Annotated in this window: 11 protein-coding genes; 9 read left to right on the forward strand and 2 right to left on the reverse strand. The window is 36.2% G+C overall.

The window, feature by feature from the left end; all coding sequences use genetic code 11:
• Positions 1-182: 182 nt before the first annotated feature.
• Positions 183-1,691 carry a 4-alpha-glucanotransferase gene (gene malQ / locus BC008_RS20430; protein ID WP_027844780.1) on the reverse strand — a complete coding sequence of 503 codons (1,509 nt, stop codon included), beginning with the start codon at positions 1,689-1,691 and terminating at the stop codon, positions 183-185.
• A 417-nt stretch (positions 1,692-2,108) separates the two neighbouring features.
• On the opposite strand from malQ, the gene BC008_RS20435 reads away from it, so the two are divergent.
• The 3 genes from BC008_RS20435 to BC008_RS20445 all read left to right on the forward strand — a co-directional run bounded on the left by BC008_RS20435 (position 2,109) and on the right by BC008_RS20445 (position 4,934).
• Complete coding sequence (locus BC008_RS20435; protein ID WP_027844779.1) at positions 2,109-2,540, forward strand: NUDIX domain-containing protein; 432 nt, start codon at positions 2,109-2,111, stop codon at positions 2,538-2,540.
• A 250-nt stretch (positions 2,541-2,790) separates the two neighbouring features.
• Positions 2,791-3,180 carry a RidA family protein gene (locus BC008_RS20440; RefSeq protein ID WP_027844778.1) on the forward strand — a complete coding sequence of 130 codons (390 nt, stop codon included), beginning with the start codon at positions 2,791-2,793 and terminating at the stop codon, positions 3,178-3,180.
• 611 nt (positions 3,181-3,791) lie between these two features.
• Positions 3,792-4,934, forward strand: a complete 1,143-nt coding sequence (locus BC008_RS20445) for a hypothetical protein (RefSeq protein WP_027844777.1) — start codon at positions 3,792-3,794, stop codon at positions 4,932-4,934.
• A 151-nt stretch (positions 4,935-5,085) separates the two neighbouring features.
• Here the strand turns inward: BC008_RS20445 and BC008_RS20450 are convergent, their stop codons facing one another.
• Positions 5,086-5,346 carry a chlororespiratory reduction protein 7 gene (locus BC008_RS20450; RefSeq protein WP_027844776.1) on the reverse strand — a complete coding sequence of 87 codons (261 nt, stop codon included), beginning with the start codon at positions 5,344-5,346 and terminating at the stop codon, positions 5,086-5,088.
• Between the two features lie 1,057 nt (positions 5,347-6,403).
• On the opposite strand from BC008_RS20450, the gene BC008_RS20455 reads away from it, so the two are divergent.
• The 6 genes from BC008_RS20455 (at position 6,404) to BC008_RS20480 (ending at position 13,390) form a co-directional block, all read left to right on the forward strand.
• Positions 6,404-6,904 carry a DUF2231 domain-containing protein gene (locus tag BC008_RS20455; RefSeq protein WP_027844775.1) on the forward strand — a complete coding sequence of 167 codons (501 nt, stop codon included), beginning with the start codon at positions 6,404-6,406 and terminating at the stop codon, positions 6,902-6,904.
• Positions 6,905-6,923: 19 nt separating this feature from the next.
• Positions 6,924-7,523: a DUF2231 domain-containing protein gene (locus tag BC008_RS20460; RefSeq protein ID WP_027844774.1), complete on the forward strand. Its 600-nt coding sequence runs from the start codon at positions 6,924-6,926 to the stop codon at positions 7,521-7,523.
• A 173-nt stretch (positions 7,524-7,696) separates the two neighbouring features.
• Complete coding sequence (locus tag BC008_RS20465) at positions 7,697-8,626, forward strand: cytochrome c oxidase subunit II (RefSeq protein WP_027846007.1); 930 nt, start codon at positions 7,697-7,699, stop codon at positions 8,624-8,626.
• 135 nt (positions 8,627-8,761) lie between these two features.
• The gene (gene ctaD, locus BC008_RS20470) at positions 8,762-10,429 is read left to right on the forward strand and encodes a cytochrome c oxidase subunit I (RefSeq protein WP_027846006.1); all 1,668 of its coding nucleotides are present in this window, start codon (positions 8,762-8,764) and stop codon (positions 10,427-10,429) included.
• An 81-nt stretch (positions 10,430-10,510) separates the two neighbouring features.
• Positions 10,511-11,131: a cytochrome c oxidase subunit 3 gene (locus tag BC008_RS20475; RefSeq protein ID WP_036267877.1), complete on the forward strand. Its 621-nt coding sequence runs from the start codon at positions 10,511-10,513 to the stop codon at positions 11,129-11,131.
• A gap of 231 nt (positions 11,132-11,362) precedes the next feature.
• Positions 11,363-13,390, forward strand: a complete 2,028-nt coding sequence (locus BC008_RS20480) for a P-loop NTPase fold protein (protein ID WP_235595897.1) — start codon at positions 11,363-11,365, stop codon at positions 13,388-13,390.
• The last annotated feature ends 50 nt before the right edge of the window (positions 13,391-13,440 follow it).

Raw genomic sequence — 13,440 nt, forward strand, 5'->3', positions numbered from 1 at the left:
TAATCATGGTTCAACCTTAACTGAACTGTATTGGATTATGAGTCTGTGGAATAAACTACCCCAACTAAACTGTCTTATAGTTGGGGACTTACAGCATTTTTGTTAATCACCGTTAACTGTTAACTGTTAACTGATAATTGATAACTGTTAACTGATAACTGATAACTGATAACTGTTAACTGTTAACTGTTCTCAGGAGCGCGTCCAAATAAAACAGTCAGATTTTTCAGGCGATCGCTCAACTCTTCATTTAAAGCCTCAGCATAATAACGCCATTCCCAATTACCTTCACCCTTAGAAGGAACATTCATGCGTGCTTGAGTAGATAAACTCAAAATATCTTGTAAAGGAATAATCGCTTGATTCGCCACAGAACTTAAAGCTAGGCGAATTAAATCCCAATGAACCCCATCAGGACTAATGCTTCCTAAATAAAGCCATAGGTTACGTTTTTCCCAATCTGAAGCTGTATTGTACCAACCAATACTTGTGTCATTATCGTGAGTTCCCGTGTAAATCACACAATTTTGGGGCACATTGAAAGGTAAATAAGGGTTAGTCGGGTCGGAACCAAAAGCAAACTGTAAAACTTTCATTCCCGGAAACTCGAATTTATCTCTCAATGCAAGTACTTCTGGGGTAATTGTTCCTAAATCTTCTGCTAGTACTGGTAATTTACCTAACTTTTGCCGGATAGTTTCAAATAATTCATCTCCTGGTGCTTTCACCCATTCCCCATTAACTGCAGTCTCTTCACCTTGGGGTACCGACCAAAACGCCTCAAATCCCCGAAAGTGATCGATGCGAATAATATCGACATAGTCAAGCATCGCTTCAAAGCGTTTTACCCACCAATCAAAATCTTGTTCTTGTAAAGCTTCCCAATCGTAAACGGGGTTACCCCACAATTGTCCGGTTTCGCTAAAGTAATCCGGTGGTACCCCAGCCATTTGTGCGGCTTCTCCTGTCTCTTCATCCAGAGAAAAAATATCTCGATTTGCCCAGACATCAGCGCTATCATGTGCGACATAAATGGGAATATCACCGATAATGTTCACACCCCGTTCGTTAGCATAATTTTTCAGTTCCGACCACTGACGGAAAAATTCATACTGAACAAACTTGTAGTAAAAAATACTTTCAGATAATTCTTCTTGAACTTTTTGAATCGCTTCTGTCTCATGACGAGCAATCTCTGTTTCCCAAGTATGCCAGCTGGCACCTTCATTACGATCTTTTAGTGCCATGAATAAGGCAAAATCATCTAGCCAAGAAGACTTATCGCTGCAAAAATCGGCAAATTCTTGGTTTTTTTCTGGCGAAGCATGATGCTTAAAATTATTACAGGCTTTTTGTAATAAAGGGATTTTAGTATCCACAACTAATTCATAATCTACCCTATCTCCAGGAAATGCAGGTAGATTATCAAAATCTTCTTCTGTTAATAAACCCTCATCCTTTAACTTTTCAGGGCTAATTAAAAGGGGGTTACCAGCAATGGCAGAGTAGCACATATAAGGCGAATTACCATAACCTGTCGGTCCTAAAGGTAAAATCTGCCAGTATTGTTGATTACTTTGTTGCAGAAAATCGATGAAGCGATAAGCATCTGCACCTAAGTCGCCAATACCGAAGCGACTGGGGAAACAGGTAGGGTGAAGTAAAATTCCACTGGATCTAGGAAAAGGCATAAATAAATCTAAGCTATAAGACTGTTAGTATAAGAACGACACATCAACCGAATTTATCATAAGAGATATTTATTTGCTTTAAACTGCTAATTCTCAACTGTTAAAATTTTTAACTATTAATTTTAAACGTTTAACTAAGCAGTTAATTAAAAAATTAATTTTTGAACCACCGTTTTTAATTATCTATATTCTTGGTTAGAGCGGTGAAAATTTGCTATGAGTATTACATATTGTAACTACATGTTAGTAAGGATATTATGTTTTGGTCTCAAGAAAAAAAGGGAAAAAAATAGATATAGTCAAATTTTTGCTACTGCGATAAATTATGGAACATAGCTTATCCAAGATAGCTGATCAAACATAGCTTATGAGACATAAATTGTGAGATACAGATTACTAGGATATAAAACATAAGTTATGAATTATCGTAACCCAATTCCCACTGTCGATATTATTATTGAACTCATCGATCGACCACACCGACCAATAATTTTAATTGAAAGACAAAATTCACCATTTGGTTGGGCGATACCGGGTGGTTTTGTTGATTATGGCGAGCAAGTAGAAGTAGCTGCACGTCGAGAAGCTTTAGAAGAAACTAGTCTAGAAGTGGAGCTAATCGAACAATTTCTGGTATATTCCAACCCAGAACGCGATCGTCGCAAACATACTATAAGTATAGTTTTTATCGCTACTGCACAAGGTGAAGCAAAAGCTGGTGATGATGCAAAAAACTTAGGCATTTTTGAACCTTGGCAAGTACCAACAAATTTGTGTTTCGATCACGATCGAATTTTGTACGATTATTGGCTTTACCGAAATAATAGGATAAGACCAAGGTTAGGATAATTAATTTTTTGCTTTTCTTGATTTCTTTGATTTATTGATTTTGATTTTTTGGGTCTTCTCGAACTTTTTGCTTCAATGAATATGATTCTATGAACTCGATACCTTTCTATAAAATTAGTACTACAACTTCTATAGGATACATCACAATCAACTACATAGAGTATTGGTAATCGCAAGAAAAAATATTAATAAATATTGGGTGGGAATGTGAACAAATATTAGGTAAAGTATACTAATACAAAGGAAAAAAATGGATAAAGAAATTATTCGCACACCTAACGCACCAGCACCTGTTGGACCCTATAATCAAGCGATCGCTGTCGCGGGAAAAATGCTATTTGTTGCTGGACAAATCCCCCTCAATTCTGCTACAGGAGAAATAGTCGGTCTGGATGATGTATCAACTCAGACACAGCAGGTAATGGAAAATATTAAAGCAATTTTAGAAGCTTCCGGAGCTAATTTTCATAATGTTGTCAAAACCGGTGTATTTTTGGCAAATATGAATGATTTTGCTGCTGTGAATACTGTTTACGCGAAATATTTTGACGAAGAAACTGCACCTGCTCGTGCTTGCGTTGAAGTTTCGCGTTTACCAAAAGATGTTTTAGTCGAAATCGAATGTATTGCAGTCATTTGAGAAATTGATTACACTCATTCAATCACAGCTAAGATACTATCAAAGAAAGTGTGAAAAACCAAATAGTTGCCATTTTGGCAGCAAATTTGTAGACATAAACTGATATAAACTAAATTATAGATTTTAATTTAAAACCTTCTAAGCTAAATTCAAAGTTTGATGTATCACTTTGAACTCGTAAGCGAAGAAGGATTTTTGTATTTACTTTCCTTTGTATTTACTGTTAAAAAAAATTTCTCTATGGTTGTAGCTATTTTTGTTGGAACATCATTTATAAAAAAAATCCTATACCTGGAGAGCTTTAAGATAGCGAATTTAAAATGAAAAATTTTTATACTAAATAATAAATCTATTTTTATACCGATAAATTATAAAATTTATATAGATGGGTTTGCTTTGTTGTAGCGATGTATTTCATGCATAAAATACCTAAGCCCGTAGTGTATCCAAAGATATACGTTGGCATTTGTATATATCAGAATTGCTTCTAGGTAAACCGTCTTTGTAATTCTGTTGCTCAGTAGCACACTTGTGCTGTTTTTGCTAATTTATTGTAAACATTGTGCTAAAAGCAACTTACTAAGTTAGTCTTTTCAATCAAGGAAAAATCGATGCTAAAAGCTGTTCGCGATTTCAGAACTCCGTCAGTTGAACGCTTACTTAAACTTTGGCAACAGCGCTATACCCACGACCTATCACCTTTATTACAGAGAAATATTTTAGACTACAATTCGTTGATTGATGCAGATTCACTAGAGGGTCGAAACCTAACAGTAAAAAAATTACAAGACAAAATTTTGAATGCAAACTGTCAAACGGGGTGGATGTACACAGAAAAGCTTTATGACTATATCCCGAATGTCTTAGATATCAATGAAGCAAGTCGAGTTACTGAATTTTCTTTTCGGATTTATCGCAAATTGCTGGAAATTTATCAGAAGCAATCCCTTGTGGATAATTTATCAAGTGTAGAATCATCAAGTGTAGAACCATCAAGTGTAGAATTATCTCCAGATCAAAGACTGAAATATGTAGGTATTCCAGAAGTTGATAGTTTGGCATATTCGTTAGAGCCAATATTACTGATATATCAAGAACAACACATCGCATCTGGAGATTGGCGATGTCTGGGTTTTATGACTACCCATTTGAATTTTACTAACCAGTTAATTTTGAAGGAATTGGAAGCGTCAGAAAAATTACTAATAAGTCCCTATTTAAAATTTTTGGAAGAACACGTTGTTATGCCTTGGTATCGGGTTTGTGTTGCTGCTGCTAAGCATGAAATCAATACCCCGCAGCTGAATCTTTTAGAAAAAATCCTACCTGCTGCACCACAAATTGCCAAGTCTGTTTATCGTAAATTAATAGAATTACTACCAGACAGTCGCAGTCGTAGAGGAACTTTAACTGAAGCTGGTGTGATCCACTCTAGCTTGAGAGATCTAAATATGTTTCAGGCTTACATACTACTTTGTTGTTTAGAATCGAGTCTCAACTCCATAGAAAGAGAATTACTTCCTTTATGTATCGCTGTGGTTGAAGCTTTGGGTATAGATTGGAAATTAACCGAAAAATGGTGTGATGTTTTAGCCTCAGAGTTAGAAAACTATGTCACTCCTGAAGAGAAAGCTTTGTTGGAACCCTACACACAAGGAATGAAAGCATTATTTGTGAGAAAACGATATAGCCTCGGTTTTAGAGGAGAAAGTAAAAGTGCTCCCGTAAGCTTTCATTTATCTTTTACTCCCTAAATGCGATCGCGATAACTCCCAATACAAATTCAACCACTACAAATTAGATCTTGTGTGGAGAATCAGAATCAATTATTGCTGTAGAGTGCTGAAAAATATTCCACTATCTGGGGCGCACATTGGTGCGTCCCTACGCATAATAAACACGAATTTATTTTTCTAGACGAACTGCGTACCACTGTAAATATCGATCTGGACCAAGATCTAACTCGCAACTAGTATCGAGTAAATGTTTTGCTTGAGCTTGAATAGAATCAAATCTTTGTAGTTCTGCAGGTAAATCTTCAGATTTTATTTGCTGCAAAATTCCCTCAAGTTTTTCTTGTAACTCTGGGGCTGTAAGGAATTTTTCTGTTTCGTTAGTTTCGAGGACAACAAAATTATCCTCCTGATACATCAATGAATCTGCCATAAAATAACTTTTTGCTGTGACTGTAAGTTCTGACGTAATGATATTATTTTATGCTGCGACGTAAAACAGGAATTCTCAAAATAAAAGTATTTTGCTCTTAGACAATCAGGACTTACCACGGATAATGAATTTACGTTATTACAAGGCTAGCAAGTAATCCCAAATTCTTATTTGTAGGTTGTGAGTGCGTAAGTCCTAACAATAAGTATTTGCTTTTTAAGTTTAAAATAGCAATCCTACATCATTGATGTGGTAAAAATCAAAATTGTAGAGATGCGTTAGTGAAGCATGAGCGCAAAGTCATCATGCCACATCTTTACAGTATTTATCTGTTCATAAATCAAACAGGAAGGCTATATCATTAATTATAGTGGTAATTTAAGTTTTGCATTGCAGCACCCTAAACAATAAAATATTTAATGTATTGACAGTCCATTCAAATTTTATTGAGTGCAAAATAATGATTTGGATTTGGGTCAACAATAATAAAAATTCATCTTCAAGTTATACTTAATAATGTGGAAAATCGTAACTACAAAATTATTTTTATTTAGAGAAAATATCACGTAAGTTATCAATAGCTCTATCGCTAATTAGTAGATTTATTTAGTTATTTCGAACACGAAAGATTTCAAGCATGAATTATCAATAAGTAAGATCATCAGGAGAACGATGACAGTAAGTAATACAATACCCCAAACTGTTGGAAATAATTTTCCAATCGCCTCACTATATGCTGTGTCATGAACTGATGATTTTTACAGGTATACATTACATTTACAAGGCGTATAGAGGATTTTTATTATTGTTCAAAGATTATTCTATATAGATAACTAACTAATCTCAAAAGACAGTTCGTCATAATTTAAAGGATGACGATTGGTCAAACACATAAATGCTGGGAAAATCCTCAAATATAACTTAAGCTCATAGAGAAAATATTAGTTTTAGTTGAATACATTACACTAATAAATAAAGTTTTTAATGAATATAATATTGCTATTATCAAATCGTAAATATACGCGCATAAGTTACCGGATATGTAGAGAGGAACACAATGTTTGAAAATCTTCTTCCAGCTTTAAATGACCATAATCTACCATACCCGGATACTATTCATCCCATTGTTGTTCACTTTGTGATTGCAATGGTTTTATTTGCTTTTATCTGCGATTTAATCGGCTATTTTAGTGCTAATTCTCGTCTCTTGGAGGTGAGTTGGTGGAATATGTTTTTCGCTACGGTTTCTATCTTCATTGCCATTATTTTCGGTCAAATTGAAGCCGGTCTAGCACAAGCTTATGATGCTGTTGAACCAGTACTGAATTTACATACCCTTATTGGTTGGTCGCTTTCTGGAATCATTGCAGCCATTACAGCTTGGCGTTATGTAATTCGCTTGCGCGATCCGAAAAAGATACCAATGTCTTACCTGGGAGTGGGATTACTGTTAACGATTTTGGTCTTTTTCCAGGTATATCTGGGAGACGAACTGGTTTGGGTATATGGACTACATACAGTCCCAGTTGTGGAAGCGATAAAAGAGGGAGTCTTATAAAAGGGGGTCTTGCAAATAAATGAACTCAGAACTAATTAAGCAGTTAACTTTAGGTCCAAACGGACTACCCTACACCATTCCGATTCATCCTAATCTGGTACATCTGACCCTTGGTCTATTTATCATTGCGATCGCTTTTGATTTCGTGGGTGTTTTTTTCCCTTTAGAAAAACCAGTATTTAAATTTTTTGCTATTCCTGCAACTCGTTCGGGCTTATTTGATGTTGGCTGGTACAACATGCTAGCCGCAGCTATTATTACTTTTTTTACGGTTGCAGCAGGCTTCTACGAAATTATGTTGGCGCAACCCCAAACAGAGGTTAAAAGTGCTTGGGGATTGGAAGCGATGGAAACGATGCTGTGGCATGGAGTAGGAGGTGTTGTTTTATTAGCAATGATTATTGGAATGACTATATGGCGAGGATTTCAGCGTTATTTGTGGCGTAAAGATACCTCTCGACAAGTCCAGTGGAGTTATCTCCTTGTAGGGCTGTTTATCATGTTCATTATGTATGTCCACGGGACGCTGGGAGCCCAGCTTGCAGCAGAGTTTGGCGTTCATAATACAGCAGATAACTTACTGCGATTGGGGCAAGACCCTAATGTTTTATTGAAATGAGTAATGAGTAATAAGTAATGAGTAATGAGTAATGAGTAATAAGTAATAAGTAATGAGTAATAAGTAATAAGTAATGAGTAAGGAGTAATGTTATTCCTCAATTCCCAATCGCCAGTCGCCAGTCCCTATATGCCGCAAGGCGGCACGCAGTGCTATCCCCAATCCCTATTTTTATGAAAACCCACAATATTTTAATACTGGTTACAAGCGCCATTATTCTTGCTGTTGTTAGTTTTTGGATTGGACAACAGGCTTACTCTTGGCTTCCTCCTGAAGCTGCAGCAGAATCCATACTGGTTGATCGTCTATTTAGTTTTTTGGTCACCTTGGGCGCATTTATATTTCTTGGTGTGACTGGAGCACTAACATATTCAGTTATTTTCCACCGTGCGGCCAAATATGATATGAGTGATGGTCCTCCCATAGAGGGTAATATCACCTTGGAAATTGTTTGGACAGCAATTCCTTTTGTCTTGGTTTTGTGGATAGCGCTTTATAGCTACCAAATCTATGACCAAATGTCGATTCTTGGTCCAATGGAACATCACCATATGTCAATGGGTATGAAGTCGGCGATTGCTGAACCGATTTCTGAAACTTCAGAAATATCAAAAACAAACCAAGTTGCTCCTCAGTCAAACCTCGCGATCCAAGTGACAGCCAAACAATGGGCTTGGGTGTTTAACTACCCAGAACAAAATATTAGTAGTACCGAATTACATTTACCTGTAAACCAGCGTGCTTATCTAACTCTTAGGTCAGAGGATGTCATACATGGCTTTTATATTCCTGCATTTCGAGTCAAGCAAGATGTGATTCCGAACGAAATAATTAATTTTGAGTTTACCCCTATTCTTGAGGGCAAATATAGGTTAAGGGATTCCCAATATAGTGGGACTTATTTTGCAGCCATGCAGGCTGATGTGGTTGTTGAATCTCCAGAAAAATATCAACAATGGCTCGAACTTGCTTCTCAACGCGAACCATCTCCTGCATTCAATCAAGCAGCATCTGAATATACTCGCAAATCAAATCAAGCAATTAATAGTGGTTGGGTGACAGTTAAACCAGCACAACCTCCAGTGGTTAATTATCACGATTAGTGGGGATTGGGCATAGGGCATGGGACATTGCGAATATAACGTAATAACTCTTTCAAATGCCTCTTCCGTGTTCTCAGTGTCATCCGTGTTCTAGAAAGATTAATTTTTATCCTCTAATCAGAAGGAATTTAGTTAATGACAGGCACTCAGCGCAAAAATACCGGGGTTATAAGTGAGAAACATCATCATCCTCCAACCACCTGGAAAACTTACTTTAGCTTCAGTACTGACCATAAAGTTATTGGTATTCAATATACTGTTACTGCTTTTATTTTTTTCCTCATCGGTGGAATTTTCGCCATGATTATTCGGGGTGAACTGATTACCCCAGAATCTGACTTGGTAGACCGCACTATTTATAACGCCATGTTTACCATGCATGGTACGGTCATGCTGTTTATGTGGACTTTTCCAGTACTAGCTGGTTTGGCGAACTACCTCGTACCTTTAATGATTGGGGCGCGGGATATGGCGTTTCCTCGTCTGAATGCTGTTGCTTTTTGGATGGTTCCGGTATTTGGAATTATACTTATGGGCAGCTTTTTAGTACCTGGCGGTGCAGCCCAAGCTGGTTGGTGGTCTTATCCACCGGTTAGTACCCAAAATCCTACTGGAAATCTAGTTAACGGACAATTCCTATGGTTATTAGCCGTAGCATTATCGGGGATATCTTCAATTTTAGGTGCAGTTAATATTGTTACAACAATTTTCCGGATGAGGGCTCCAGGAATGGGCTTTTTTCGGATGCCTGCTTACGTATGGACGGTATTAAGTGCCCAGATGATTCAGTTATTTGGATTACCTGCACTAACCGCAGGGGCAATTATGTTGTTGTTTGATTTGACTGTAGGAACAACTTTTTTTGACGCTGCGAAAGGTGGCGATCCAGTTTTATATCAACATTTATTTTGGTTTTATTCCCATCCAGCTGTTTACGTAATCATACTGCCAATTTTCGGGATTTTTTCGGAAATATTTCCAGTTTATGCTCGTAAACCTTTATTTGGTTACAAGGTGGTAGCAGTTTCATCCTTGATCATCACTGGTTTGAGCGCTGTAGTCTGGGTTCACCATATGTTTGCTAGTGGTACTCCTGGCTGGATGCGAATGCTGTTTATGTTCTCCACAATGTTAATTTCTGTACCAACAGGTATTAAAGTTTTTGCCTGGGTAGCAACAATTTGGGGAGGTAAATTACGACTAGATACGCCCATGTTATTTGCTTTGGGTGGCTTAGTAATGTTTGTGTTTTCGGGTATCACTGGTATTATGCTGGCTGCAGTTCCCGTTGATATTCATGTCAATAATACTTACTTTGTAGTTGGTCACTTTCACTACGTTATTTATGGCGCTACGGTAATGGGGATTTATGCTGCTATTTACCACTGGTTTCCAAAGATGACTGGAAAGATGTATTACGAAGGTTTGGGTAAACTGCATTTCTGGTTAACTTTTATTGGTGCAAACCTCAATTTTTTCCCTATGCACCCCTTAGGATTGCAAGGAATGCCTCGTAGAGTAGCTTCCTACGATCCAGAATTTGCATTTTGGAATGTCATTGCTAGTATTGGTGGATTCTTGTTGGGAATGTCTATCCTACCATTTTTGCTTAATGTTATAAGTTCTTGGATTGACGGTAAGAAAGCATCGGATAACCCTTGGCGTGCAATTGGTTTGGAATGGTTAGTTTCTTCACCACCACCTGTAGAAAATTTTGAAGAACAACTTCCTATTGTGATTGCAGAACCCTATGGCTATGGAAAATCTGAACCTCTAGTAGCAAACGCTTCAGAACTTAACTAAGACTAGATTTTTTAATTTGCTCGCTCTTACTAGAAAACTCAAATATAAGAATAAGCAATCATGGCAAGTACAGACAACGCAATGTCCCAGAGAGAAACAGCAATTGCATCATCTGATGAATTATACGATCCTTCCCTATTAGCCGAACACGAGCATGATGAAGAAGGTAACAGCATGTTTGGCTTTATAGTCTTTCTGCTGTCGGAAAGTGTGATTTTCCTGAGTTTTTTTGCGGGATATATTGTTTACAAAACAACAGCAGTTGAGTGGTTACCGGAGGGAATTGAAGGATTAGAAGTTAGAGAGCCATTTATTAATACAGTAATTCTGGTTTCCAGTAGTTTTGTAATTTACTTTGCCGAACGAGCATTAAAAAAAGATAACCTTTGGGGTTTTCGCCTGTTTTGGTTATTAACAATGGCAATGGGTAGTTACTTCTTATACGGTCAAGCTGTTGAGTGGAATAGTCTGAAATTTGGTTTCACCTCTGGTACATTTGGTGGAACATTTTATCTATTGACAGGGTTCCACGGCTTACACGTATTTACTGGAGTTCTGTTGCAGTCAATTATGTTGATTCGTTCCTTTATTCCTGGTAATTACGAAGACGGTCATTTTGGTGTCGATGCAACTTCGCTATTTTGGCACTTTGTTGATGTGATTTGGATTATTTTGTTTGTTCTTATCTATGTCTGGCAATGAGGAGCTATCTATGAAATTTTGGGTGCGGGATAATTAGGATCTAAACCTTGTTGTTCTGCACCATAGTAGTCCAATCACTAAAAATGTGGCGTTGTTGATTTGAGGTATGTTAGCGCAGCATGACTGCAAGGTAATATTTTATTCTTCGCTAAGCAATATCTCGCGTCTCCACATCGACAAATTATACTTTTATTTAGCAACGACAAAAATATCATAGTCAATCGGCAGGGTTTGGAAATAAAAGAGAAAAAACCTGAAAAAAGAAATATGACTCAAGACAACAAATCGATCAATAGCCACATAGAAACTTATTTAGATTACTACTGTGGATTATCTCACACGCCTGGATTTGCCGTTTTATTAAAAGGTCAGTGGGGTTCTGGAAAAACATGGTTTATTAACAAGTATCGTGAAAAAATAAAACAATTAAAAAAGAAAGCTTTGTATGTCAGTCTTTACGGAATAACTAACTTTTCTGAGATAGAAAATGCATTTTTTCAGCAATTGCACCCCGTACTATCATCAAAGCCAATGAAAATAGCAGGCAAGATGTTTCAAGGAATGATTCAAGCCTATTTTAAAATCGACATCAATAGTGATGCTAAAGATGATATATCGGTAAACATTAAGACTCCTGATATAAATCTTCCTAAATATCTACAAAATATCGATAAAAGTATCTTAATATTTGATGATTTAGAACGTTGTCAGATAGATATCGGAAATATTTTAGGATACATAAACTACTTTGTAGAACACCAAGGATTAAAAGTAGTTATTGTCGCCAATGAGGATAAACTACTTGAAAATAGTAATTATAAAGACATTAGAGAGAAGTTGATAGGTAAAACATTTGATGTGTGCCTAGATCTTCACGGTGCATTACAAGACTTTATCGAATACAGTAATAATTCAGAACTAAAAAGTTTTCTATATAAAAATAGTAAATTAATAGAAAAATTATATCATCAAGCAGGATTTGAGAATTTAAGAGCTTTAAAGCAAATTATTTTGGATTTTGAGAGAATTTTTGAAAATTTACCAGATAAAGCAAAAAGTAAGATAGGGCTTATTCAAGACTTATTAAAGCTACTTACAGTGTTTTCGATTGAAATTAAACGCGGAATAATACTTCCAAAAGATATTAGCAAACTGCAAGAGGCACAGACGTTTGAACTGACTCAGGCTACGGCTAAGGCTAGACGTAATTATACAGAAGCGAGAAGCAAAACCAAAACCGATCAAGAGAAGTTATCTACCCTACCCTCCAACGAGGATACCCAACAACTGAATTCTCTTAAGAAATTAATTGATAGATATCGCATTTTAGATTTATATTTATACGAACCATTTCCAAATTTAGCATGGTGGCAAACATTCTTTGACAAAGGCATTATAGACACTCAGGAACTAGAGCACTCAATCTTTAACAGTATATATTTCCAGGATGAAAACACCCCTAATTGGGTTAGACTTTGGCACTTTAACGACCTGAGTGATGATGAGTTTGATGGATTACTTAAAAATGTCGAATCAGACTATTACAATAGAAAATTTACTAATATACAAGAAATCAAGCACGTTACAGGAATTTTCTTAAGACTCTCTGATATTGAACTGTATTCTAAAAGTAAGGAAGATTTATTAGAGGACTCAAAGCTTTATATTAATTGCTTGAAGAAGAATAATAAACTAAATCTAAATATTACAGAACGCTCTCTTCCTTCATTAATTGAATCGATGATTGGTTATAAGGGTTTAGAGTTTCAAGGAAAACAACTAGAAGAGTTTCAATTATTTTGTTCTTATATTCAAGAAGTTAGACATTTAGCAATAGAAGAAAAGATGCCGATTCTGGCTCAAGAATTACTCGAAATAATGCAGAACGATCAATGGCAATTTTATACAATCATTTGTCTAAATGATTTTACTAGTTCTATAAATAATGTAGATGAGTTGCATTCAATATATTATAAAATTCCCCTACTTCAATTTATCCAAGAAACTGACTTTACAGAAAAACTTTTATCTATGGATTTTAAAAATCAAAGTCTTTGTTGTTCTGGACTGAGACAGCGTTATGAATCAGATGAAATAAACAAAAAATTATTTAAAGAATTAGAGTGGCTAAAATCTGTTCGTAATTTATTACTAGAAGAAGCTATTCGTAGAAAAGGTAAGCCTAGCGGTTATCGCCCAGAAGTATTGATCAAAAAGTATTTAAATGAAGCAATTAGTATGCTTGAGAAAGAAGATTAAAAGGTAAAGGAAAACCCAGCATCAAAAGGCAATATAAAAAACGAATAACA

Source organism: Mastigocoleus testarum BC008, from assembly GCF_001456025.1.
Lineage (GTDB): Bacteria > Cyanobacteriota > Cyanobacteriia > Cyanobacteriales > Nostocaceae > Mastigocoleus > Mastigocoleus testarum.